The sequence below is a fragment of the Umezawaea sp. Da 62-37 genome, assembly GCF_032460545.1.
Classification (GTDB): Bacteria; Actinomycetota; Actinomycetes; order Mycobacteriales; family Pseudonocardiaceae; genus Umezawaea.
Genome location: NZ_CP135965.1, coordinates 6,887,726 through 6,911,185, shown reverse-complemented (window position 1 = coordinate 6,911,185; position 23,460 = coordinate 6,887,726). Strand labels below are relative to the sequence as shown.

22 protein-coding genes are annotated in these 23,460 nt (G+C 70.2%); 12 read left to right on the top strand and 10 right to left on the bottom strand.

Going from position 1 to position 23,460, the window contains the following annotated elements; all coding sequences use genetic code 11:
- Positions 1-77: 77 nt before the first annotated feature.
- A complete protein-coding gene (locus RM788_RS31935; protein WP_315921997.1) occupies positions 78-1,823 on the top strand; it encodes an acyl-CoA dehydrogenase family protein in 1,746 nt (581 codons plus the stop codon).
- On the opposite strand, the gene RM788_RS31930 is transcribed toward RM788_RS31935, so the two are convergent.
- From RM788_RS31930 to RM788_RS31900, 7 genes are all read right to left on the bottom strand, one after another.
- The gene (locus tag RM788_RS31930; RefSeq protein ID WP_315921995.1) at positions 1,820-2,734 is read right to left on the bottom strand and encodes an asparaginase; all 915 of its coding nucleotides are present in this window, start codon (positions 2,732-2,734) and stop codon (positions 1,820-1,822) included. The genes RM788_RS31935 and RM788_RS31930 overlap by 4 nt on opposite strands.
- The gene (locus RM788_RS31925; RefSeq protein WP_315921993.1) at positions 2,715-3,494 is read right to left on the bottom strand and encodes an amino acid ABC transporter permease; all 780 of its coding nucleotides are present in this window, start codon (positions 3,492-3,494) and stop codon (positions 2,715-2,717) included. The genes RM788_RS31930 and RM788_RS31925 overlap by 20 nt, the downstream gene beginning before the upstream one ends.
- Positions 3,494-4,120 (bottom strand): amino acid ABC transporter permease, encoded by a 627-nt coding sequence (locus tag RM788_RS31920; RefSeq protein WP_315921991.1) that lies wholly within the window; start codon positions 4,118-4,120, stop codon positions 3,494-3,496. The genes RM788_RS31925 and RM788_RS31920 overlap by 1 nt, the downstream gene beginning before the upstream one ends.
- Positions 4,117-5,016, bottom strand: coding sequence for a glutamate ABC transporter substrate-binding protein (locus RM788_RS31915; protein ID WP_315921989.1), 900 nt, complete (start codon positions 5,014-5,016; stop codon positions 4,117-4,119). Before RM788_RS31915 ends, RM788_RS31920 begins: the two co-directional genes overlap by 4 nt.
- Positions 5,017-5,050: 34 nt before the next feature.
- Positions 5,051-5,581: a class F sortase gene (locus RM788_RS31910; protein WP_315921987.1), complete on the bottom strand. Its 531-nt coding sequence runs from the start codon at positions 5,579-5,581 to the stop codon at positions 5,051-5,053.
- Positions 5,578-6,363, bottom strand: coding sequence for a DUF4397 domain-containing protein (locus tag RM788_RS31905; protein ID WP_315921985.1), 786 nt, complete (start codon positions 6,361-6,363; stop codon positions 5,578-5,580). The genes RM788_RS31910 and RM788_RS31905 overlap by 4 nt, the downstream gene beginning before the upstream one ends.
- A 166-nt stretch (positions 6,364-6,529) precedes the next feature.
- Positions 6,530-6,739, bottom strand: a complete 210-nt coding sequence (locus tag RM788_RS31900) for a cold-shock protein (protein ID WP_106192998.1) — start codon at positions 6,737-6,739, stop codon at positions 6,530-6,532.
- A 272-nt stretch (positions 6,740-7,011) separates the two neighbouring features.
- Here RM788_RS31900 and RM788_RS31895 point away from each other — a divergent pair, with 272 nt between their 5' ends.
- Together RM788_RS31895 and RM788_RS31890 are read left to right on the top strand one after the other, a co-directional pair.
- Complete coding sequence (locus RM788_RS31895) at positions 7,012-7,350, top strand: hypothetical protein (protein ID WP_315921981.1); 339 nt, start codon at positions 7,012-7,014, stop codon at positions 7,348-7,350.
- Between the two features lie 120 nt (positions 7,351-7,470).
- Positions 7,471-8,247: a hypothetical protein gene (locus RM788_RS31890; RefSeq protein ID WP_315921979.1), complete on the top strand. Its 777-nt coding sequence runs from the start codon at positions 7,471-7,473 to the stop codon at positions 8,245-8,247.
- Between the two features lie 41 nt (positions 8,248-8,288).
- Here RM788_RS31890 and RM788_RS31885 read toward each other — a convergent pair whose 3' ends face one another.
- Together RM788_RS31885 and RM788_RS31880 are read right to left on the bottom strand one after the other, a co-directional pair.
- Entirely contained in the window at positions 8,289-9,398 is a 1,110-nt protein-coding gene (locus tag RM788_RS31885) for a sugar ABC transporter substrate-binding protein (RefSeq protein ID WP_315921977.1), read from the bottom strand.
- A gap of 580 nt (positions 9,399-9,978) precedes the next feature.
- Complete coding sequence (locus RM788_RS31880) at positions 9,979-11,088, bottom strand: sugar ABC transporter substrate-binding protein (RefSeq protein ID WP_315921975.1); 1,110 nt, start codon at positions 11,086-11,088, stop codon at positions 9,979-9,981.
- A gap of 349 nt (positions 11,089-11,437) precedes the next feature.
- On the opposite strand from RM788_RS31880, the gene RM788_RS31875 reads away from it, so the two are divergent.
- From RM788_RS31875 to RM788_RS31860, 4 genes are all read left to right on the top strand, one after another.
- A complete protein-coding gene (locus RM788_RS31875; protein ID WP_315921973.1) occupies positions 11,438-13,189 on the top strand; it encodes a S8 family serine peptidase in 1,752 nt (583 codons plus the stop codon).
- Between the two features lie 62 nt (positions 13,190-13,251).
- On the top strand, positions 13,252-13,854 hold the full coding sequence (locus RM788_RS31870; protein WP_315921971.1) for a hypothetical protein: 603 nt from the start codon (positions 13,252-13,254) through the stop codon (positions 13,852-13,854).
- A gap of 10 nt (positions 13,855-13,864) precedes the next feature.
- Positions 13,865-14,050: a hypothetical protein gene (locus tag RM788_RS31865; RefSeq protein ID WP_315921969.1), complete on the top strand. Its 186-nt coding sequence runs from the start codon at positions 13,865-13,867 to the stop codon at positions 14,048-14,050.
- Between the two features lie 45 nt (positions 14,051-14,095).
- Positions 14,096-14,476, top strand: a complete 381-nt coding sequence (locus tag RM788_RS31860; protein ID WP_315921967.1) for a hypothetical protein — start codon at positions 14,096-14,098, stop codon at positions 14,474-14,476.
- Between the two features lie 46 nt (positions 14,477-14,522).
- Here the strand turns inward: RM788_RS31860 and RM788_RS31855 are convergent, their stop codons facing one another.
- Entirely contained in the window at positions 14,523-17,489 is a 2,967-nt protein-coding gene (locus tag RM788_RS31855) for a glycine--tRNA ligase (RefSeq protein ID WP_315934815.1), read from the bottom strand.
- A 480-nt stretch (positions 17,490-17,969) separates the two neighbouring features.
- On the opposite strand from RM788_RS31855, the gene RM788_RS31850 reads away from it, so the two are divergent.
- The 5 genes from RM788_RS31850 (at position 17,970) to RM788_RS31830 (ending at position 23,423) form a co-directional block, all read left to right on the top strand.
- Positions 17,970-19,589 carry an LCP family protein gene (locus RM788_RS31850; protein ID WP_315921965.1) on the top strand — a complete coding sequence of 540 codons (1,620 nt, stop codon included), beginning with the start codon at positions 17,970-17,972 and terminating at the stop codon, positions 19,587-19,589.
- 474 nt (positions 19,590-20,063) lie between these two features.
- Positions 20,064-20,759 carry a SanA/YdcF family protein gene (locus RM788_RS31845; RefSeq protein WP_315921963.1) on the top strand — a complete coding sequence of 232 codons (696 nt, stop codon included), beginning with the start codon at positions 20,064-20,066 and terminating at the stop codon, positions 20,757-20,759.
- Between the two features lie 135 nt (positions 20,760-20,894).
- Positions 20,895-21,377 (top strand): helix-turn-helix domain-containing protein, encoded by a 483-nt coding sequence (locus RM788_RS31840; RefSeq protein WP_106194035.1) that lies wholly within the window; start codon positions 20,895-20,897, stop codon positions 21,375-21,377.
- A 146-nt stretch (positions 21,378-21,523) separates the two neighbouring features.
- Entirely contained in the window at positions 21,524-22,708 is a 1,185-nt protein-coding gene (locus tag RM788_RS31835; protein WP_315921960.1) for a MurT ligase domain-containing protein, read from the top strand.
- Complete coding sequence (locus RM788_RS31830; RefSeq protein ID WP_315921958.1) at positions 22,701-23,423, top strand: type 1 glutamine amidotransferase; 723 nt, start codon at positions 22,701-22,703, stop codon at positions 23,421-23,423. The genes RM788_RS31835 and RM788_RS31830 overlap by 8 nt, the downstream gene beginning before the upstream one ends.
- The last annotated feature ends 37 nt before the right edge of the window (positions 23,424-23,460 follow it).

Here is a 23,460-nt window from a genome sequence, read left to right as displayed (position 1 = left end):
GGATCGGCTGGGCCGACCAACTATGTTACCGGCTGGTAGCGTGCGACCGGAGTGGACTCGACCTGAAGGGAGCCACGGTGGCGGACTCGCTGTTCGACCCCAACACCTACGACCCGAAGCACCTCGACGAGGAGAGCAGGCGGTTGTTGCGGGCGACGATCGACTGGTTCGAGAACCGGGGGAAGCGGCAGCTGACCGAGGACGACCAGGAGCGGGTCTGGTACACCGAGTTCCTCGACTTCGTGAAGCGCGAGAAGCTGTTCGCGAAGTTCCAGACGCCCGCGGCGAACGCCGACGGCGACCCGGACAAGCGCTGGGACGCCGCGCGCAACGCCGCGCTGAGCGAGGTGCTGGGCTTCTACGGCCTCCAGTACTGGTACGCCTGGCAGGTCACGATCCTGGGCCTCGGCCCGATCTGGATGAGCGACAACGCCACCGCCCGCAAGCGCGCGGCCGACCTCCTCGACGACGGCGCGGTGTTCGCGTTCGGGCTGTCGGAGAAGGAGCACGGCGCGGACGTCTACTCCACCGACATGATCCTCACGCCCACTCAGCAGGATGAACACCACGACGGCTCCACTGGCCCTCTTTTCAGGGCGAACGGCGGCAAGTACTACATCGGCAACGGCAACGTGGCCGGGATGGTGTCGGTCTTCGGTCGCCGCTCGGACGTCGAGGGCGCCGACGGGTACGTGTTCTTCGCCGTGAACAGCCAGGACGAGCACTTCCACCTGGTGCAGAACGTGGTCGACTCGCAGATGTTCGTCAGCGAGTTCCGCCTGGAGGACTACCCGATCGGCCAGGACGATCTGCTGCACAGCGGCGCCGAGGCGTTCAGCGCGGCGCTGAACACGGTCAACGTCGGCAAGTTCAACCTGTGCACGGCGTCGATCGGCATCAGCGAGCACGCCTTCTACGAGGCGATCACGCACGCGCACAACCGGATCCTCTACGGCAACCCGGTCACCGACTTCCCGCACGTGCGGCAGGGTTTCGTCGACGCGTACGCGCGGCTGGTCGCGATGAAGCTGTTCGCGGACCGCTCGGTCGACTACTTCCGCTCGGCCTCCCCGGAGGACCGCCGCTACCTGCTGTTCAACCCCATCACCAAGATGAAGGTGACCAGCGAGGGCGAGCAGGTGATCGACCTGCTGTGGGACGTGATCGCGGCCAAGGGGTTCGAGAAGGACACCTACTTCGCCCGCGCCGCCCGCGACATCCGCGCGCTGCCCAAGCTCGAGGGCACCGTGCACGTGAACCTGGCCCTGGTGCTCAAGTTCATGCCGAACTACTTGTTCAACCCCACCGAGTACCCGGCCGTCCCGACCCGGCACGACGCCGCGGACGACGGGTTCCTCTTCCGCCAGGGCCCGGCCCGCGGACTCGGTCGGATCCGGTTCACCGACTGGGAGGTGCCCTACCGCGCGTTCGCGGAGGTGCCCAACGTGGCCCGTTTCCACGAGCAGGCGGCGGCGTTGAAGACGCTGCTCACCACGGCCGCGCCGGACGCCGACCAGCAGAAGGACCTGGATTTCCTGCTGAACCTGGGCCACCTGTTCACGCTCGTGGTCTACGGCCAGCTGGTCCTGGAGCAGGCCGAGCTGACCGGCGTCGACCGGAGCGTCCTCGACCAGGTCTTCGACGTCCTGGTCCGCGACTTCTCCGGTTGCGCGGTCGCCCTGCACGGCAAGGCCTCCTCCACCGACGCGCAGCAGGCGTGGGCGCTGGGCCAGGTCCGCAAGCCGGTCGTCGACGAGGCCCGGTTCGGCCGGGTCTGGGAGCAGGTCAAGGCCCTGTCCGGCGCGTACGAGATGCGCCCCTAGACCGGCACGATCCGCCCCACCTCACGGCCGCCGCCGAACACCGGAACGCTCAGGTGCTCGGCGGCGGCCGTGACGTCGAAACCCAGTGACCGCAACGCGACCAGCCCGATCGCGGTGGTCGCGCGCAGCCCGCCGTCGATCACCTTCACGGCCACCGCGTGCCCGTCCGCGGTCGCGAGCACCAGCACGCCCTCCGCGCCGCCCTTGGCCACCACTCCGGGCAGCAGCCGCATGACCTCGGTGTTCACGTGCCCCGGCCCGCCGACGAACTCCGGGTGCGCCCGCATCGCGTCGGCCACCGGCGTGTGCGCCAACCCCCGCACGGCACGCGCCAGCCCGACCAGCGACACCGCGAACAGCGGGGCGCCGCACCCGTCGACCGCGGTGTGCGTGGACCGCTCCCCCGCCAACGCCTCCAGTCCGGCCCGCACCAGCACCTGGAACGGGTGCCCGGGGTCGAGGTAGTCGTGCACCGACCAGCCGGACGCCACGCAGCCCGCGAGCATCCCGGCGTGCTTGCCCGAGCAGTTCATCCTGATCCGCGAGGGCTCCTCCCCAGCCCGGATCAGGGCGTCGCGGGTCGGCTCGTCCTCCGGCCACGACTCGACGCAGCGCAGCGCGTCCGGCGTCAGCCCGGCGTCGGCGAGCACCCGTGCGACCACGTCCACGTGCCGGTCGAGGCCGGTGTGGCTGCCCGCCGCGACGGCCAGCGCGGGCCCGGTCAACGGGGCTCCCGCGGCCAGGCAGGCCAAGGCCTGGAAGGGTTTCGCGGTCGATCGGGGCAGCACCGGGTCGTCGACCGGTCCCCGCCGCAGCACCACGGCGCCGGACGGGTCGAGCCCGACGACGCTGCCGAAGTGCCTGCTCTCCACGAACCCCGACCTCGTGACCTCAGCGAGCGGATCGTGCACTTCGGGCCTCCAGGTACCGGGCGAGCTTGGACAGCGACGCGTTCACGACGAGGTAGACCAGCGCCACCACGAGGAACGTCTGGATCAGCAGGTGGTTGAAGTTCGCCAGCACCCGACCGCTCTGCAGCAGCTCCAGGTAGCTCACCACGTACCCGAGCGCGGTGTCCTTGAGCAGTCCCACGGTCTGGCTCACCAACGACGGCAGCACGTTGCGAACCGCTTGGGGCAGCACGACCAGCCGCATGTTCTGCGCGGGCGTCAGCCCGAGCGACGCGCCCGCCTCGCCCTGCCCCCGGTCGACGGCCAGCACGCCCGCGCGGAAGACCTCGGCGAACTGCGCGGCGTGCGAGAAAGCCAGCGGCAGCACCAGCTTCCAGAACAGCGGCAGGTCCAGCCCGTACCCCGGCAGCACGAACAGCGCCACGTAGATCAGCAGCAGCACCGGGATCGTGCGCATCACCTCGACGTAGGCCCGGAACGGCCACGGGAACCTCGACATCCGACCGAACGCGAGCCCCAGCCCCGCGACCGACGCCAGCGCGAACACCGCCGCCGCGGCCAGGACCGTCGCCCACAGCCCGGTCAGCAGGTACCGCCACACCGGCCAGGTCAGGAACGGCCGCCACTTCGCGAGGTCCAGTTGGCCTGCCGCGTCGAACCTCCGCACGGCCACGGCGACCAGTGCCAGCACCACGAGCGCGGAGACGGCGGTCGCGATCCGGCTCCGGCGACGGCCGCGCGGGCCCGGCGGGTCGAACATCACGTGGCCGGCCTCCGCTCCAGCAGGCCGGCGAGACCACCGATGCCCGCCGCGAGCAGCGCGTAGCAGAGGCCCGCGCCGACGAAGATGGGGATCGGCAGCGCCTCCACGAGGTTGACCCGGTTCGCCGACGCGGTCAGCTCCACCACCCCCGCGACGGCGGCCAGCGACGTGTTCATGGTCAGCGCGATCCCGATGTTCCCCAACGGCTGCACGACCCGCCGCGCCGCCTGCGGCACGACCACGTGCCGCAGCGACTGGCCGAACGTCAGCCCGAGCGCGCGTGCCGCCTCGCCCTGCCCGTGCGCCACCGTGTTGACGCCGGACCGCAGCGCCTCGGCGACGTAGGCGGCCTCGTACAGGGAGATCACCACGACGGCCGTGGTGAACAGCGGGAACCGGACGCCGATCTCGGGCAGCCCGAACACGAACAGCACCAGCCAGACCAGCAGCGGGATGTTCTGGAACGTCTCCACGTACCCCGTGCCGACCGCGCGCAGCACCCCCACCGGGGCGATCCGCAGCACCACCACGACCAGGCCGAGCGCGAACGCGCCGGCGAACGACAGCGCCACGAGCGCGAGCGTCGTCAGGAAGCCGTCGACGAGCGCCGGGAGGTGGCTCACGAGCCCTGCGCGGAGCCGATCGCGGGCGGGGTCGGCGGCTCGCCGGTCACCACCGTGCCGATGGAGTTGCGCCACACGTCCTGCCACAGCCCGGACTTCTGGATCTCGCGCAGCCAGTCGTCCACGAACCGCTTGAACTGGTCGTCGCCGTGCTTGATGCCGATGCCGTAGGGGTCGGTGGTGAACGGCTCGCCGACCAGCCGCAGGTCCTCGTCCTGGGCGGCGTCGGCGATCAGCAGCGCCTGGTCCTGCACGTACGCCTCGCCGCGCCCCTGCCGCAACGCCGTCAGGCACTCCGGGTCGGACCCGAACTCGACGATCTCGGCGGTCGGCGCGGCGGCCTTGATCGCGGCGATCGCGGGGGTGTTGGCGCCCGCGATCACCTTGTGCCCGGACAGGTCCGCGGGCTTCGCGATGCCGTCGGTGCCGTTCCGCACGGCGATGGCCTGCCCCGACGAGTAGTACGGCCCGGCGAACGCGACGCGTTCCGCCCGCTGCGGAGTGATCGTGTACGTCTGCAGGACCACGTCCACGGTCCCGTTGGCCAGCAGCGGTTCACGGGTCTCGGACGTGGAGATGACGAGCTTCGTCTTCGGCTCACCGAGGACGTACTTGGCCAGCAGCTTGCCGAGGTCGGCGTCGAAACCGGTCAGCTCGCCGGTGCCGGGGTCCTGCTGGGACAGCAGCGGGGCGTCCAGCGAGCCGCCGATCAGCAGCTCACCGCGTTCCCTGATCCGGGCCATGGCCGATCCGGCGGGCAGGTTCGCCGCGACCGGGGCCTTGGCCAGGAGGGCGTCGATCGCGGACGCCGGGGCGGCGCCCGGCACCGAGGACTCGCCACCGGAACACCCGGCGACCACGAGCAGGACCACCACCGACAACGTTGTCCAACGCATGGAACCCGAGGCTAACGGTGCCGGTCGAGCAAGGTCAACGGGCGAGCACGGCCTCCACGATCACGTTCTCCCGGTAGCTGCTCACCGTGTGGTCGAACGTGCCGCCGCAGGTCACCAGGCGCAGTTCGGACGCGGGTGTCGGACCGTAGACGGCGTCGGTGGGGAACGCCGTCTTCTCCACCGCGTACGTCCGGTCGACCACGAACGCGACCGCGCTGCCGTCCTCGCGGTCCACGAACACCTGGTCGCCCGCCTTGAGGTCGCCCAGCCGGAAGAACACGCCGGGTCCGGTCTTCGAGTCGACGTGACCCGCGATGATCGCCGGGCCCGCGTCGCCGGGCGCCACGCCGTCGGCGTACCAGCCGAGCACGTCCGCCCGGTCCGGCGGCACCAGCACGCCGGTCTTGGTGTCGACGGCGGTGCGGGTGACCACGTTGTCGACGGCGATCGCGGGGATGCGCAGGGACACCGGCCTAGGCGCGGTGGGCTCGTCGCCGCCGGGTTTCACGACGTAGGCGAACAGCACCAGCGCGCCGACCGCGGCGGCGACCTTGCCCTTGCTCACGACGCCGTCCGATCTCGCCGCGACCACAGGACACCGGCGCACACCAGGACCGCGGCGAACGGCACGACCGGCCACGGGGTGTCGCCGTGACCGTCGGCCATGCCGCCGAACCCGGTCTCCTGGCCACCGCCCGGCACGACCTCGGAGGACTTCGCGTCCGCCCGGATCATCGCGGTCACCTCGCCGTCGAGTTCGAGGACGAGCACCGTGTACACCCCGCTGGCCTCCAGGTTGGCCGCCAGCGTCACCGGACCCGCTCCGCGCGGAGTCACCTGCAACGAGGACGAGCCGGGGTCCACGAGCGCGTACAGGGTCGGTTCGGCGAACACCGCCTGCTGGATGAGCAGCGAGCCGTCGCGGAGCAGGTCCGCGGAGGAGGAGCCGGGCGCGGCGTTGATCATCCGCAGCCGGGCCTTGCCCGCCTGCGGCAGCGTGACGTCGTCGTCGAGCACCTTCAGCGACAGCTTGTCGGTGGTGCCCAGGCCCGCGACGGTGTAGGCGCGGCCCTGCACGGCGTGCACGGTCGCGGACAGCAGCGGCTTCGACGCCGCTTCGGCGCCCAGCGGACGCCACTCGATCGTGTAGTCCCCGGCCTCGATCCGCCGGTAGTCCAGCAGGTCGCCGTAGTCCACGCCCTTGGTGAGGACCGACGTGCCGCCCGCCACCGGGGTGAGCAGGACGTCCACGCCCGCCGTTCCGGGGGCCAGGTGGGCCAGCCGGAGGTACGTACCGGTGGCCGCGCGCGCGGAAGGTGCCAGTACCAGCAGGAAGATCAGAACCACACCAGCACGGATAGCGCGCACCGCGTATCTCCCTCCGCAGGTCCGGCACTCGACGGTACCGCGCTCGGGTACCCGTTCGGGACCGGAAAAAGCGTAAGCCGCCAACCCCCTGCGGGGATTGGCGGCTCGCGCGAGTCCGGGGACTCAATGAGTCAGGAGACTCGGATCAGCCGAGCGGACGGACCGACTGGGCCTGCGGACCCTTCTGGCCCTGTCCGATCTCGAACTCCACGCGCTGGTTCTCCTCCAGGCTGCGGTAGCCGCTGGTCTGGATCTCCGAGTAGTGCACGAACACGTCGGCGCCACCGTTGTCCGGGGAGATGAAGCCGAAGCCCTTCTCCGAGTTGAACCACTTCACGGTGCCTTCTACAGCCATCTTGCTACTTCTCCTCTAACGGGTGCGCTGGGACCGAAGTCGCAGTTGCGGCAACTCCCGCCAGACCCGGAGGAAAGCTTCGCGCCCGCAACGTCGTTCCGCGAGCGTGGTCAAACACGAACACAGAAACTTTTTACGACCTCGGACAGTCAACCACGCGGAACCTGCGCGCGTCGAGCCGAGATTTTTCAGCCCGCCGGGCTGCTACGCTCGGCTCAGCTGTGGTCACTCTGCGGCGACGTACCGCCAAGCCGAGCCCGAGGAGCGCCGCCGTGCCCGAACCCGTCCTGCTCTCCATCGCCACCGCGGTCGTCACCAAGGCCGTGACCGGGCTCTACCAGCTGGTCAAGTCGAAGTTCGCGGACGACCCGCAGGCCACCGCCGTGTTCGAGGCCGCCGAGGCCGCGGGGCCGGGCTCCCCCGAGGTCGTCGAACTGGGCGAGACGCTGGAGCGGGCCGAGCGGGCCGACCCGGAGTTCGGCAGGCGGCTGCGGGGCGAGTGGGAGAAGACGAGCGTCTCCCAGACCGGGCACATCACCAACCAGATCTCCGGCACCGTGCACGGGAAGGTCCTCCAGGCGGGGGACATCCAGGGCGGCGTCACGTTCTAGACCGACCGGGCGCGGACACCGAACCGTTCGCCCGATCTTCATCGGACCGAACCGGCCGGGCTCGGCACTCGTGGGCGTAATGTCCCGTTCACCAGTGCGATCCGGGAGGAATCACCACCAGTGGCCGTCCACCTGTCGACGTCGACGGGCCCCGGCCTGGTCAGCTCCGGCAGCGATCGACTGCTGTTCTTCTTCGTCGGGCTCGTCGTCGCGTTCGTGTTCATCCGGATCAGCGTCCGGCTGATCCGGGCCAAGGTGCGCTGGTGGCCGGGCAACATCACGCCCGGCGGCACGCACATCCACCACGTCGTGTTCGGCACCGTGTTCATGCTCATCGGCGGCGTGGCGGGCCTGGCGGCGCCGGACGACGTGCACTGGCTGCGGCTGACCGCGGCGGCGACGCTGGGCGTGGGGGCGGCGCTCGTGCTCGACGAGTTCGCGCTCATCCTGCACCTGCGGGACGTGTACTGGACCAAGAACGGCAGGCTGTCGGTCGACGCGGTGTTCCTCGCGATCGGCATGACGGGGCTGCTGCTGCTCGGGGCGCGACCGCTGGGCTACGACGACTTCCTCACCCCGGCCGAGACCGACAGCGCCACGAAGACGCTCGTGCTGCGGCTGGCCGCGATCCTGGTGAACGTCGCGTTCGCCATCATCTCGTTGCTCAAGGGCAAGATCTGGACCGGTCTGCTCGGCCTGCTGGTGCCCGTGCTGCCGGAGATCGGCGCGCTGCGGCTCGCCAGGCCGGGTTCGCCGTGGGCCCGCTGGCGCTACGCCGACGACTCCCGGAAACTGCGCCGCGCCTATCGGCGGGAGGCGCGGGTGCGCCAACCGCTCATCCGGCTGAAGATCAGGTTCCAGGAGTTCATCTCCGGCAGGCACGACCTACCGGATTGACGGTGGCCGTCCGATCGCGACCGGAACGACCACCGCGTCCGCTAGTTGACGACGATGTTGTTCTGGGCGCAGATCGACACCAGATCGCCGACGCAGAGTTCCGAACCCTTCACGACGCCTTCGGCCACCAATCGGCTCACGGTCGGCTTGGTGATCAAGTCGGCGCCCAGGAGGACCGATTTCACGTCGCGCTTGCCCACCGGGTCCTTGGTGTTGCCGGTCGCCAGGTCGTCCGCGCTGTCCACGTCGCCCTTGGCGAGCGCGATGGCGAGCCTCGCGGCGGCCTCGGCCTCGTCCCGGATGGGCTTGTAGACCGTCATGCACTGCTCGCCGCGCAGGATCGCCTGGAGGCCCGCCAGCGTGGCGTCCTGACCCGTCACCGGCACCTTGCCGACCAGGTTCTTCTCCCTGAGCACCTCGATGACCCCGCCCGCGAGACCGTCGTTGGCGGCGATCACGCCGTCGACCTTGCCGCCGTTGGCGTCCAGGATCTGCTCGAACTGCTGCTTGCCGATGGCCGCGTCCCACTTCTCGATGGCCTGGCTCTTGACCAGCTTCAACGCGCCGGAGTCGTACTTCGCGGCCAGCTTCCGCTGCTGGCCGTCGGCGAAGAGCGTGGCGTTGTTGTCGGTGGGGGCGCCCTGGATCTCGATGATCTGCCCGCCCGGCTTCTCGCCGAGGCAGGACAGCAGCCCCTCGGCCTGGAGTTCGCCGACCGCGATGTTGTCGAACGAGACGTAGTACTCGGCCGTGCCGCCGAGGGTGATGCGGTCGTAGTCGATGACCGGGATGTTCGCCGCCTTCGCCTTGCGCTGGACGGCGGCACCGCCCTCGGGGGTCAGCGGGGTGATCATCAGGACCTTCACGCCCCTGCTGATCATGTCGTCCGCGAGGGTCGCGAACCTGGCCTCGTCGCCGTCGGCGTTCTCGACGACGGGCTCGATGCCCGCGAACCCGAACGCCTGCGCCAGGAGCGGGCGGTCCTGGTCCTCCCACCTCGCCGACGACGTCTTGTCGGGGAGGATCACGCCCACGGTCGGTTTGCCCTTGGCCTGGGCGGACGACTCGGCCCCGTCGTCGGCGGCCGAACCGCACGCCGCCGCGAGCAAGACCAGAAGACCGCAGGAAGCCGCACGTGCAAGTCTTCGCATTAGTCAGTCCCTTGCAACCGAAGTCTGTGACTCCACATTATGATAATGCGAAAGTTGATAACGCCGAGGCGGCAGTAGTCAAGTCCGCCGTCCACTCCAGGCGTAAAACAGGACTGTTCGAGCATCCGCGTGAACCATTACAAGGTCAGTAACGTAGCGCTTTCCGACCCACTTTCGTCACACTGGGTCTTTGATCGACTACGGTTCGCTCCGGGGAGAACATGAATGGTTGGCAGGTCCACCCGAAGGGGAACGGGACGCCCGACCGAGACCCTCCCACACCGCGCACGCGCACGGGTCACCTTGACGCCGCCCCTGCTCCTGGAGCTTCCAGGCGTGCTCGCCGACAGCCGGTGGACGTCACACGCCACCCGGCAGCGCCACGCACCCGTCGCGCACCGGACCGACCCGGTCCACGCGTCGGGGAATGACGCGTTCGACCACTACCGTCGAAAGCGGGAATAGGGGGTTGGACCGACGAATAATCGACCGGGTAATTCAAGTCTCGCCTGAGCGGCGAACCATCCCCGGACACAAGAATGCCCGCCCCGGCTTCCACCGGAACGGGCACCTCTTGACATCAGTTCACCACGATGTCGTTCTGCCTGCAGATGGCCACCAAGTCGTCGACGCACAACTCCGCGGGCCGGACGACGCTTTCCGCGACCAGCCTGCTCACGGTCGGCTTGGTGATGAGGTCGGCGCCCAGCAGGATCGACTTCACGTCGCGCTTGGCCACCGGGTCCTTGAGGTTCCCGGTCGCCAGGTCGTCCGCGCCGTCCACGTCGTCCTTGGCCAGTGCGATGGCGAGCCTCGCGGCCGCCTCCGCCTCGTCCCGGATGGGCTTGTAGACCGTCATGCACTGCTCGCCGCGCAGGATCGCCTGGAGGCTCGCCAGGGTCGCGTCCTGACCGGTCACCGGGATGGTGCCCGCCAGGTTCTTCTCCTTGAGCACCTCGATGACGGCTCCGGCGAGGCCGTCGTTCGCGGCGACCACCGCGTCGACCTTGCCACCGTTGCCGGAGAGGATCTGCTCGAAGAGCTTCTTGCCGAGCACGGGGTCCCACTGGTCGACGGCCTGGGTCTTGACCAGCTTCAACTCGCCCGAGTCGTACTTCGAGGCCAGCTTGCGGTGCTGCCCCTCGGCGACGAGCGTGGCGTTGTTGTCGGTCGGCGCGCCCTGCATCTCGACGATCTGGGCGCCGGGCTTCTGCCCGAGGCAGGAGAGCATGCCCTCCGCCTGGAGCTCGCCGACGTTGGCGTTGTCGAAGGACACGTAGTAGTCCGCGCTGCCGCCAAGGCTGATCCGGTCGTAGTCGATGACCGGGATCTTCGCCGCCTGCGCCTTGCGCTCGACGTCGATGCCGCCCTGCGCGGTGAGCGGCGTGATGATCAGGACCTTCACCCCGCGCTTGATCATGTCGTCGGCCAGGCTGGCGAACTTGTCCTCGTCGCCGTTGGCGTTCTCGATGATGGGCTCGATGCCCGCGAAACCGAACGCCTGTGCCATCAGCGGGCGGTCCTGGGTCTCCCACCGGTCGGACGAGGTCTTGTCCGGGAGGATCACCCCCACCGTCGGTTTCGCATTGATCCGCCCACTCGCCGCGGTGCCGACTTCGGCCGGGGATCCGCACGCCGCGAGGGACAGGACCACCAGGCAGCAGGAAGTCGCGCCAGCCGTTTTTCGCATCTATCAATCCCTTACCGATGAGGTCGTCGGTGACCCCAAATGCGAGAATGCAAAATTCCACACCGCGGGGAGCGCACCAGTCAAGCCCTCGTTACCCGAAGGTTGGAAATAGACCCCTATTTCGGGAACCACCGATCCCCATCAGCGCGTTCGACCCCGGTGCACACCGTTTATCGGGGTATCACACTCCGCTCACGGACGACTACTCCGCGCGTCTTCGGGCTTTACGGTGAACTCATACCAAAGGGTCTGACGCGGGACGAAAATCTGTGTCAGGGTGTCGCCTTCGACCGGCGTCGGGGCCGTGTCGGGAACTCAGCCATGGTTCGGGTGTGAGGAGACAGTTCAGGTGAGAACAAGGAAGCTCGTTCCCTCGGCGCTGGTGGTGGCCACCACGGTGGCGCTGCTCGCCGCGGGGACGCAGGCGGCGGGCGGGGCTCCCGCCGCGGCCGTCCAGCAGCAGGGCACCACCGAGTACACGGTGATCCTGGAGGAGGACGGCAACCGCGACATGGCCAGGAAGGCCATCGCGCTCGCCGGCGGCGAGGTGACCAGGACCAACGACGCCGTCGGCGTGCTGACCGTCAAGGCGCCCGCGGCGGGCTTCGTCGAGCGGGTGTCGGCCTCCGCCGACGTGCTCGGCGCCGCGCACGTGAAGCCGGTCGGCCACTCCCCCGCGCAGCCGAAGGCCACCCAGGACCAGGTGAAGCGCGCCGAGGTGGAGTCCGAGAACAAGACCACCACGCCGAACGCCTCCCCTCGGAAGCCCAAGGACGCCGCGGGTCTCGACCCGCTCGACGGCGACCTGTGGGGCCTGAAGATGGTCCGCTCCGACATCGCGCGCGCCAAGCAGGCCGGTGACAAGCGCGTGTACGTCGGCATCCTGGACACAGGTGTCGACGGCACCCACCCGGACATCGCGCCGAACTTCAACAACCAGCTCTCCCGCAACTTCACCATCGACATCCCGAACGACTCCGACGGCGGCGAGTTCGACGGGCCGTGCGAGTTCCGCGGCTGCGTCGACCCGGCCAACCACGACGACGGCGGCCACGGCACGCACGTCGCGGGCACCATCGGCGCGGCGGCGAACGGCTTCGGCATCTCCGGTGTCGCGCCCAACGTGTCGATCGTGAACATCCGCGGCGGCCAGGACGCGGGCTCGTTCTTCCTGCAGCCCGTCGTCGACGCCCTCACCTACGGCGCCGACATCGGCCTCGACGTGATCAACATGTCGTTCTACGTCGACCCCTGGTACATGAACTGCAAGGCGAACCCGGCCGACAGCGCCGAGGAGCAGATCGAGCAGAAGTCGATCATCGCCGCCGTGCAGCGCGCCCTGAACTACGCGCACCGCAAGGGCGTCACGCTGATCGGCGCGGGCGGCAACAACCACGAGGACCTGGGCAAGCCGCGCGTCGACATCGCGAGCCCCAACTACCCGCCCGACCACGCCCGCGACCGCGCGATCGACAACGCGTCGTGCCTGAACCTGCCGACCGAGGGCGACCACGTCATCTCCGTGTCCGCGCTCGGCCCGTCGACCGCCAAGGCCGACTACTCGAACTACGGCCTCGAGCAGGCGTCCGTCGCGGCCCCCGGCGGCTACTTCCGCGACGGTCTCGGCACCGACTGGTACCGGACCAACGAGAACCTGATCCTGTCGACCTACCCGCGCAACGTGGCGCTGGCCGAAGGCGCCATCGACGCCGCGGGCGAGATCACGCCAGCCGGTCTCACCGCCGGCGTCAAGAAGGCCTGCCAGGGCACCACCTGCGGCTACTACCAGTACCTGCAGGGCACCTCGATGGCCGCCCCGCACGCCACCGGCGTCGCGGCGCTCATCGTGAGCCAGTACGGCAAGCGCGACCCGAAGCACCCCGGCACGCTGACCCTGGCGCCGGACAAGGTGGAGAAGGTCCTCACCAAGACCGCCACCCAGCGCGCGTGCCCGAACCCGCGGACCGTGTCCTACGTGGACGTCGGCCGCACGCCGGAGTTCGACGCCACCTGCGAGGGTGACGCGAAGTTCAACGGCTTCTACGGCTACGGCATCGTGGACGCCTACGGCGCGGTCACCCGCGGCGGCAACTTCATCTGATCGAGACGTCCGATGAGCGAAAGGCCCTCGGTTCCACCGGGGGCCTTTCGTATGCTCCGGCCGTGACCGAAGCGGAAAAGCACAAGTCAGAGCGTCAAGGGCTCCCCAAGGCGCCCGCGGCACCGGGAGCGGACCAGGCGCCCCGGCGGTCGGGGGCGAAGGTCGCGCTCGGGCTGCTCGCGGGTCTCGCCGCGGTCATCACCCTCTACGCGCTGTTCTGGAACTACGGCGCCCCCGCGATCAGCCGGGTGGTGGGTCCGGTGCCGGTGCTGTCGGTCATCGCGGGCTGGCTCCAGGGCGGTGGCGCGCTGGCCTTCTCCGGTTTCGTCCTGGTCAACCAGCCGGACCTGCTGGAGCGGACCGCCAAGCGGGCGGGCCGGTTCGTCGCCGCGTGGCTGGTGCTCGGACTGCTGGCGGTCCCGAACACGCTCGACGTCCCGGCACTGCACCCCGACTACCACGCCGGGCTGTACGCGGGTGGGATCGGCCTGCTCTCGTCGATCGTGGTGGTGCCGATCGGCGTGCTCCTCCTGTGGAAGCCGTTCCAGCGCGGCGAGAGCACCAAGGAGTCCGAGCGGATCGCGTACGGCTACGGGTTCATCGTCTACTCGGTGCTCGTCCTGCTGTACGCCGCGACGGTCATGCGGATGGGCTGGCTTTCGTAGGATTCCCGGCGTGACGAAGTCGGCGGGGCGGAAGAAGCGGCTCAAGGAGGAACGGCGGGCGCAGGTGCGCGCGGTCCCGGTCCGGGAGGCCAGGCGGGCACCGCGGTCCCGTGCCGGGACGTGGTCCGCGGGCAAGGTGACCGTCTGGACGATCGTGGCCGTCGCCGCGTTCATCGGCCTGGTGCCCGCGTTCTGATACTGGATCGCGCCCGCCGTCAGCGACCTCGTCGGCCCGATCCCGGTGCTCGCCGTCGTCGTCGGCTGGCTCCCGGCGGGCGGGGCGCTGGCGGCGACCGGGTTCCACATGGTCAACCACGACGACCTGCTGCCGAGGACGCGGGTGCGGATGGCCTGGGTGCTCGGGGTGTGGGGCGTGCTGGCGCTGACCACGATGCCGCTCGACATCAACTCGCCGCCGCTGTCCGACAGCTACTACACCGGCCTGCGGATGGGGTTCCTCGGCGTGCTCGTGGGCGCGATCGTCGTACCGCTCGGCGTGTACCTGCTGTGGAAGCCCTTCCACCGCCGCAAGGAACCCACGACCGCGGTGTGGGGCTACGCGTTCATCGTCTTCGCGGTGGTCCTGCTGCTGCTCGCGGCGGCCGTGTCCTGGCTGGGCTGACCCCCCTGGTGCGCGTCACGGTGTGACGCGCACCGGGGGTGGTCGATCAGGCCAGCGCGGTGCCCAGCGCCTGCCAGTCGAGGACCGGCGCGGCGTGGTCGCGGATCGAGGCGAGCAGCCCGAGCCGCGCGGCCTTCACCGCCGGGTCCTCCGCCATGACCAGCACCTCGTCGAAGAAGGTGTTGATCGGGGCGGTGAGCGCGGTCGTGGCCGCGACGAACGCGGCCAGGCCCTCCGGGCGCGAGCCGAGGCCCGAGAACGCCCGGTGCAGCGCCACTTCCGCCGGTTCGGTCAACGCCGACGCGTCGTAGGTCCCGGCGGTCTCGGCGGGCACGATGCGGCGCACCCGCTGCAACGCGGCCACCAGCGAGCCGAACGACGGGTCGCCCGCCAGCCCGGTCAGCTCGGTCAGCGTCTCGTCGGCCACCACGGGGGCGTCGGCGAGCGGCAGGACCGCGTTGACGAACCGGTGGTCGTGCCCGGCGTCGAGCAGCGCCTGCTCGTAGCGCCGCACGGCGAACTCGCGGGCCGCGGCGACGGTCTCCGCGGGCACGTCGAGGCCGAGCTGGGCGCGGGCGGCCTCCAGGGCGACGGGCAGCGTGATCGCCCGCAGCTCCGGGAACGCGCGCAGGACGCTCACCGCGCCGAGCGCGGCCCGGCGCAGACCGAACGGGTCGGAGCTGCCCGTCGGGTTGGCCCCGATGCCGAACAGGCCCGCGAGCAGGTCGAACCGGTCGGCCAGCGAGAGCAGCGCGCCGGACGTCGAGGCGGGCAGCGGGTCACCGGCGGACCGGGGCTGCTCCATCTCGAACAGGGCCTGGGCGACCTCGTCGGTCTCCCCCGCGTGCCGGGCGTACTCGCGGGCCATCGTGCCCGCGAGGCTGGACAGCTCGATGACCATCTGCGAGCCGAGGTCGAACTTCGCCAGCTCGCCCGCGCGCTTCAGCGTCGCGTCCGCGCCACCGAGGTCGACGTGGGTGGCCAGCGTGGTCGCCAGGGACGCGATCCGGTCGGCGCGGTCGGCCATCGAGCCGAGCTTGTCGGCGAACGTCAGCTTCGCCAGCCCGGTCTTCATGTCCTCCAGCGGCGTCTTGAGGTCGGCCCGCCAGAAGAACGCGGCGTCCTCGTACCGGGCGCGCAGCACGGCCTCGTTGCCCGACCGCACGCGGTCGGCGTCGATCGACCCGTTGGCCACGGCCACGAAGTGCGGCAGCAGTTCGCCGTCGGCATTCCGCACCGGCAGGTACCGCTGGTGCTTGCGCATGACGGTCGTGAGGATCTCGCCGGGCAGGTCGAGGTAGCGCTCCTCGAAACCGCCCAGGATCGGCGTCGGCCACTCGACGAGGTTCGTCACCTCGGCCAGCACACCTGCCTCGGCGGTGAAGTCGACCGCGCCGCCGACGGACGCGGCCAGCTCGGTCGCGGCCGCCACGATCTTGGCCTGTCGCACGGACGCGTCGACGTCGATGCCGTGTCCCGTCAGGAACTCCACGTAGCCGTCGGCCGTGGTCACGGCCACCTCGGGCTCGGCGGCGGTGCGGTGCACGCGGGTCGTGGTGCCCGCCTGGAGCGTGGACACCGCGATCGGCACCGCGGTCTCGCCGAGCAGCGCGAGCAGCCAGCGGATCGGGCGGGTGAACGACAGCTTCGGGTCGTTCCACTTCATGTTCTTCTCGGACCGCAGCTCGGCCACGACCTCGCCGAGCAGCCCGCTGAGCACCTCGACGGCGCCCCGGCCGGTCTCGGTCTTGACCAGCGCGACGTGCTCGACGCCGTTCTCGGTCACCCGGCCCAGCTCGGACAGCTCGACCTTCTGGCCGCGGGCGAAGCCCTGCACGGCCTTGGTGGGCTCACCGGCGGCGTCGAACGCGGCGGCCACCTTGGGCCCGCGCACGGTGCGCTCGGCGTCCGGCTCGCGCGGCGCCACATCGGCGACCAGCACCACGATCCGGCGCGGCGTGCCGTGCACCTCGACGGCGCCGTGGGTGAGCCTGGTGGCCCCCAGCTTGTCCGTGACGGCCGCGCGGACCGCCTCCGCGGTCCTGGTCACCTCGGACGGCGGCAGCTCCTCCGTGCCGATCTCGAACAGCAGCGTCGCGGGCTCGGAGACCTCCGCGAACGCCGTTGGCGCGACCGCGGGGGCGGGCGCCTCCGCGACGCCCAGCGGGTGCCCCAGCTCGGCGCGGCGCTCCGCCCACAGCGCGGACACCTCGCGGGCGAGGCCCCGCATCCGGGCGAAGGCGCGGGCGCGCTCGGTGGTGCTGATCGCGCCGCGCGAGTCGAGCACGTTGAACGTGTGCGAGCACTTGAGCACGTACGTGTGCGCGGGGACCGGGAGGCGCAGGTCCAGCAGCCGCTTGGCCTCGGTCGCGTACTCCTCGAACAGCCGCTTGTTGGCGTCGACGTCGGCGTCGTCGAGGTAGTACCGGCTCATCTCGTACTCGGCCTGGCCGAACGCCTCGCCGTAGGAGATGCCGGGCGCGTAGGCGATCTTCTTGAAGTGGTCGACGCCCTGGAGCGCCATCATGATCCGCTCGATGCCGTAGGTGACCTCGACGGACACCGGTTCGAGCGTCTGGCCGCCCGCCTGCTGGAAGTAGGTGAACTGGGTGATCTCCAGCCCGTCCAGCCACACCTCCCAGCCGAGCCCCCACGCGCCGAGCGCGGGCGAGGCCCAGTTGTCCTCGACGAACCGGACGTCGTGCGCCCGGATGTCGATGCCGAGCGCCTCGAGGCTGCCCAGGTACAGCTCCTGGGGGTTGCCGGGGTCGGGCTTGAGGATGACCTGGAACTGGGTGTGGGTCTGCAACCGGTTCGGGTTCTCGCCGTAGCGCGCGTCGTCGGGCCGGACGCTGGGCTCGACGTACGCCACCCGCCACGGCTCGGGGCCGAGGACCCGCAGCACCGTCGCCGGGTTGAGCGTGCCCGCACCGACCTCGGTGTTGAAGGGCTGCACGACGATGCAGCCGCGATCGGTCCAGTACTTGGTCAGCGCCAGGAGCGCGTCCTGCATGGTCAGCACGGTGACAACCTCGGATGGGAGATGTGGGGGCTCCGGCAGTCTACGAAAGCCGGCGGGATCGGCCGACTTCGCAGGTCAGGAACCCGACGGACACCGGATGACCAGTCCGGTAACACGTCTGTGTCACGCTTTGCGCAACCTCGCGGACCGTACGGGCGTCCTACGTGGCGTAGCCGGGCGACCGTTGGAGAAAGCGCGCACGAGTAGGAGTTGGGTGTGGACAAACGGCCGCCACGGCCTGGCGATGCGGGCGACGCCCGCGGCAGGCCCGTGCCTCCTCGTCGTCCCTCCGCAGGTCAGCCCCGTCGTCCGCAAGGTCAACAGGGAGCCTCGGAGCCGGTCCGGCGCACGCCGCCCGCTCGCCGTACGCCCCCGGAGCCACCGGCCTCGCGCCGCACTCCGCCGGAGCCGCCCGCGCCGCGCCGCGTCCCCGCCGACCCGTCCGCGGCCCGCCGCGCGCCGGTCGAGCCGGTGGCGCGCCGCAAGCCGATCTCCGCGACCGCGCCCACCGAGCGCGTCGCGCCCGCCCGCGCGGTCCGGCCGCCCTCCGAGCGCCCCAAGGCCGTCCCCGAGCGCCTGGAGAGCCCGAGCAGGCGGGTCCCGCCCCGGCAGCCCGCCGCGAGCGGCGGGTCCATCGCGCGCCGGTCGGTGGTGTCGCTGCTGTCCGTGGCGGTCCTGCTGGGCACCGGGTACGCGTGGCAGAACCTCAAGTCGTTCACCGACAACCTGACGACCACGGACGTGATCAACGCGGGCGCGGGCGGCGAGAAGCCCGCCGACGGCGCGATCGACATCCTGATGGTCGGCATGGACAGCCGCACCGACGCCAAGGGCAACCCGCTGCCGCAGCAGATCCTGGACGAGCTCCAGGCGGGCGGCAGCGACGACGGCGGCCTGAACACCGACACGCTGATCCTGATGCACATCCCGAACGACGGGAAGAAGGCCGTCGCGATGTCGTTCCCGCGCGACTCCTACGTGAAGATCGCGAACGGCTACGGGCGGCACAAGATCAACTCGGCGTTCGCCTACGGCAAGAACGACTCGGCGGCCGAGCTGACCAACAAGGGCGGCCTCGACCCGGCCGAGATCGAGCTGGAGTCGAAGAAGGAAGGCGCGAAGAACCTGATCGCGACCATCCAGGACCTGACCGGCGTCACGATCGACCACTACGCCGAGATCAACCTCGTCGGGTTCTACGACATCACCAAGGCCGTCGGAGGCGTGGACGTGTGCCTCAACGAGGCCACCCAGGACGACTTCTCCGGAGCGGACTTCGCCGCGGGCCAGCAGACCATCGAGGGCAAGGCCGCGCTGGCGTTCGTCCGGCAACGGCACGGGCTGCTGCGCGGCGACCTCGACCGGGTGGTGCGGCAGCAGGTGTTCATGGCGGGGCTGGCGAAGAAGATGCTGTCCGCCGGGGTGCTGTCGGACCAGACGAAGACCACGAACCTGATCAACGCGGTGACGAAGTCGATCGTGCTGGACAAGGACTGGGACATCCTGAACTTCGCGAACCAGATGAAGAGCCTGTCCGGTGGAGCGATGGAGTTCCAGACGATTCCCACCGGGGATCCGGAGCTGGAGACGCCGGAGGACGGGCAGGCCATCGAGATCGACGAGGCGGCGGTGAAGAAGTTCGTGAAGGGGTTGACGGAGGAGCCTGGGGCGTCGAGTGCTCCTTCCACTCCTTCGAAGCCGTTCGACAACGCGAGTGTGACCGTTGAGGTGAGGAACGCGTCGGGGGTGCCGGGGTTGGCGGCGCAGGTGCTGGAGTCGTTGACAGCCAAGGGGTTCGTCAGCGGGGACGCGGCCAATGCGGAGGTGAACGCCTCGGCTTCCTCGGTGAAGTACGGGAAGGGTGGGGACGAGGGGGCCGCTGCGGTGGCGAAGATCCTGGGTGGGGTCGAGGTGGAGCAGGACAACGACATCCAGGTGGGGCATGTGCGGGTGTTCGTGGGGTCGGATTACGCGGGGCCAGGGGCTCAGGGGCTTGTCGGTGGGGGTGGGGTCGGGTTGGACGGGGTTCGGGAGCAGCAGCCGTCGGCCGAGGCGCCGATCACCGCCGATGGGGTTCGTTGTGTGAATTAGGTGGGTTGGTGGGGGTGGGGGATGGGGGAGCCCGGCCCCCATGCGCGCGATTGTCTCAATGCCGCACCCCTGTTTGTCAAGGCGGGAAAGATGCCTTGACAAACAGGGGTGCGGCAGGAGGGCGCTGTGTATCGGGGGCAGGGGGAGGTCTGGCTCCGCCATGATCGGGCTGGGTTCGAAGGGCATCAGGCTCCGCCTGACCTAGGGCACCTCGCTGCGCGTCGGTAGGGCACCTTGCTGCGCATCGGCAGAGCGGCGGGCGCTCCGCGCCGGATGCGAGGGGGCGGCTGCGCCGGTGTGAGGTGTGGGGTTGCGCCTGATCCATCCTGGGGTGCGCTCTTGGATGAGCACTGGCTTCGGCTTTGACTTTGACCCGTATTGGGCTTGTGCGGCCGGCCAACCGGCGTGGGTGGTTGGACGTCCTTGCTGGCGCCGGGAGCCGCGTTTGCGGTCCTGGGGAGCGAGGGGGCGGTCGTGCGGGGGTTGTTGAAGTGGGTCGGCGGGGTTTTGACGTGGGTGCGGCTGCGGTGGCGGCGGGTGCTGGTGGTGGGTGGGCTGCTGGTCGGGGTGGGGTTCGTGCCGTTCGCGTGGGTGTTGGTGTCCAGTGCGCCGTACCGGTACGAGGCCTCGGAGGTGCCTGAGGTGCCCGTGGCGCTTGTGCTGGGGGCCGGGCTGACCGGTGAGGGGGAGCCGACGCCGTTCCTCGCTGGGCGGCTTGACGTGGCGGCTGATCTGTACGCCAGGGGCAAGGTGTCGGTGTTGCTGGTGAGTGGTGACAACAGTCGCGACGACTACGACGAGCCGGGGGCGATGCGGGCGTACCTGGTGGGCAGGGGTGTGCCTCGTGAGGCCGTGGTGGCGGATTACGCGGGGGTGGACACGTGGGATTCGTGTGCGCGGGCGCGGAGGATCTTCGGGGTCGAAAAACTCACAGTGGTGACGCAGGAGTTCCACCTGCCGAGGGCTGTGGCGTTGTGCCGGGCGGCTGGGCTCGAGGCGTTCGGTGTGGGGCACGACACGTTCGGCGACTACACCAGGGGCACGTCCTACGGGTGGTTCCGGGAGTCGCTGGCCAGCGGCAAGGCGATGTGGGACGCGCTCGTGGCGCAGCCGGATCCGCAGTTCCTCGGGCCGGTCGAACTGGGTGTCACCGCGGCTCTGACACGGTAAAGGACTACTCACAGTACTACTCGATTAGCCCGATCGGGCGATAATCAGGGCAAGTCGCGTAATCAACCCACCTTTCCCGCCTTTCCTCTGCGTTGGGGCCGAACACCCCACGTGGATCAGGTGGAGGAAGTGACGGTGCAGATCGACACAGCGGCCTACCAGCGCGTGCTCGGCGATGAGCTCCGCAGCCTTCGCAAGCAGCGCGGATGGACCCGCAAGGAGTTGAACAGCAGGCTGCAGAGCGAGATCTCGCTGCAGACGCTGGCGACGTACGAACTCGGCACGCGGCAGGTGTCCGTCGTGCGCCTGGTCGAGATCTGCGCCGCGCTGGCCGTGCCGGCGCACGAGGTGCTGGCGCGCGTGCACGAGCGCGTGTTCGGCGACACCCCCACCGGGCACCTCTCGCTGAACCTCGTGGCGGTGGTCGCCGACGAGCGGCCGGAGCTCCAGCCGTTGCGGCGGTGGGCGCAGGGCAGGCTCCAGGCGCTGCCGATGGGGCAGAGCCCGCAGGTGCACCTGGATCTGCCCGCGCTCGAGTACATGGCCCAGTTGTGCCAGCTCAGCACGGTCGAACTCATCAGGGCGCTGCGCGATCTGGGCGGGACCGCGCGGAGGTAGCCGGGCGTCCCGCTAGACTCCCGGCCGTGACCAGGGGCGCGCCCGTTCCAAATGCAGGAAGTCGCTTGCCTAACAACAGCAATGAAGATCCAGCCTCCCCAGCCCGTCTGCCTTTGCGGACCGCGGCTGCCGTGCGCTTGGGCAACATGAGTTCGAAGCTGTCCCAGAAGATGGGGCTCGGCGCAGGCGGCATGATCGGCGGCCGGGTCGCGTTGAAGCTGGATCCGCAGGCGCTCCGGCGCCTGACGACCGGCAGACGCGTCGCCCTGGTGACCGGCACCAACGGCAAGACCACCAGCACGATGATGCTCAGCCGTGCCGTCACGGCGCTGGGCGAGGTGGCCACCAACCACAGCGGCGCCAACATGCCCGACGGGCACGTGACCGCGCTGAGCAAGCAGCCCGACGCGCCGTACGCGGTGCTGGAGGTCGACGAGGGGTACTTCCCCGCCGTCGCCGCGGCCGCCCAGCCGGACGTCGTGGTGCTGCTGAACCTCAGCCGCGACCAGCTCGACCGGGTCGGTGAGGTGCGCACCATCGAGCGCTCCCTGCGCGACACGATCTCCAGGCTGCGCGGGTGCACGGTGATCGCCAACTGCGACGACATCATGGTGACGTCGGCGGCCAAGGACGCCCACCGCGTCGTGTGGGTCGCCACCGGCACCGGCTGGCACCACGACTCGGCCTCGTGCCCGAGGTGCGGCGAGCCGATCCGCTGGCAGGGCGAGCACTGGCAGTGCAGCACGTGCGACCTGGCCAGGCCCAAGCCGGACTGGGTGACCACCGACGGGTTCCTGATCGCGCCCAACGCGAGCAAGGTCGCCCTGTCGCTGCGGCTGCCCGGCAAGTTCAACCAGGCCAACGCGGTGATGGCCACGGCCGCCGCCGCGGCGCTCGGCGTGCAGATCGAGGAGGCCGTCCGACGGCTCCGCGGTGTGTCCAACGTGGCGGGCCGGTACCGGACGATCCAGCGCAGCGGGCACACCGCCCGGCTGCTGCTGTCGAAGAACCCGGCGGGCTGGAGCGAGACGCTGACCGTGGTCAAGGAGTCCGACCACCCGGCCGTGCTCGTGATCAACGCCAACGAGGCCGACGGCCGCGACCTGTCGTGGCTGTGGGACGTGCCGTTCGAACGGCTGCGCGGTCGCACCGTGATCGCCTCCGGCGAGCGCGCCACCGACCTAGCCGTCCGCCTGACCTACGCCGAGGTGGAGCACAAGATCGTGCCGGACCCGCTGCTCGCCATCGACGCGCTGCCCCAGGGGGCGGTCGAGGTCATCGCGAACTACACGGCGTTCCGCGACCTGAACGCGAGGTCGGCCGGTGAATGACTCGACCGTCCGCATCGCACTCGTGCTGCCCGACCTGCTGGGCACGTACGGGGACTTCGGCAACGCCGTCGTGCTCGACAAGCGGCTGGCGTGGCGCGGGATCTCCTCGGAGATCGTCTCGGTGAACTTCGGCGAGTCCGTGCCGGACTCATGCGACATCTACGTGGTGGGTGGCGGCGAGGACACGGCGCAGACGCTGGCCGTGCGGCACCTGCGGGACAACCCCGGTCTCCAGCGCGCCGCCGCGCGCGGAGCCGTGGTGCTGGGCGTGTGCGCCGGGATCCAGATCTTCGGCGAGAAGTTCACCCGCGCCGACGACGTGACGCACCCCGGCCTCGGGCTGATCGACTCGGTGTCCTACGCGGGTGGGTCGCGGGCGATCGGCGAGGTGCTCGCCAAGCCCGCCAACGGGTTGTTCGAGGGCTTCCTGACGGGGTTCGAGAACCACCAGGGGCGGACCGAACTCGGCCCGTCCGCGCAGCCGCTCGCGCACGTGACCGTGGGGACCGGCAACGACGGGAAGGTGGAGGGGGCTGTGCAGGGCAAGATCCTGTGCACGTACCTGCACGGGCCCGTGCTGCCGCGGAACCCGCAGATCGCCGACCTGCTGATCGAGTGGGCCACCGGCGTGAAGCTGTCGCCGCTGGACCTGCCCGCCGTCACCAGGCTGCGGGCCGAGCGCGCCAAGGCCGCGGGCCAGCGCGCGGACGCCTGATCCTCGTTCCGGGAAGGGGCGCGCCCACGACGGGCGC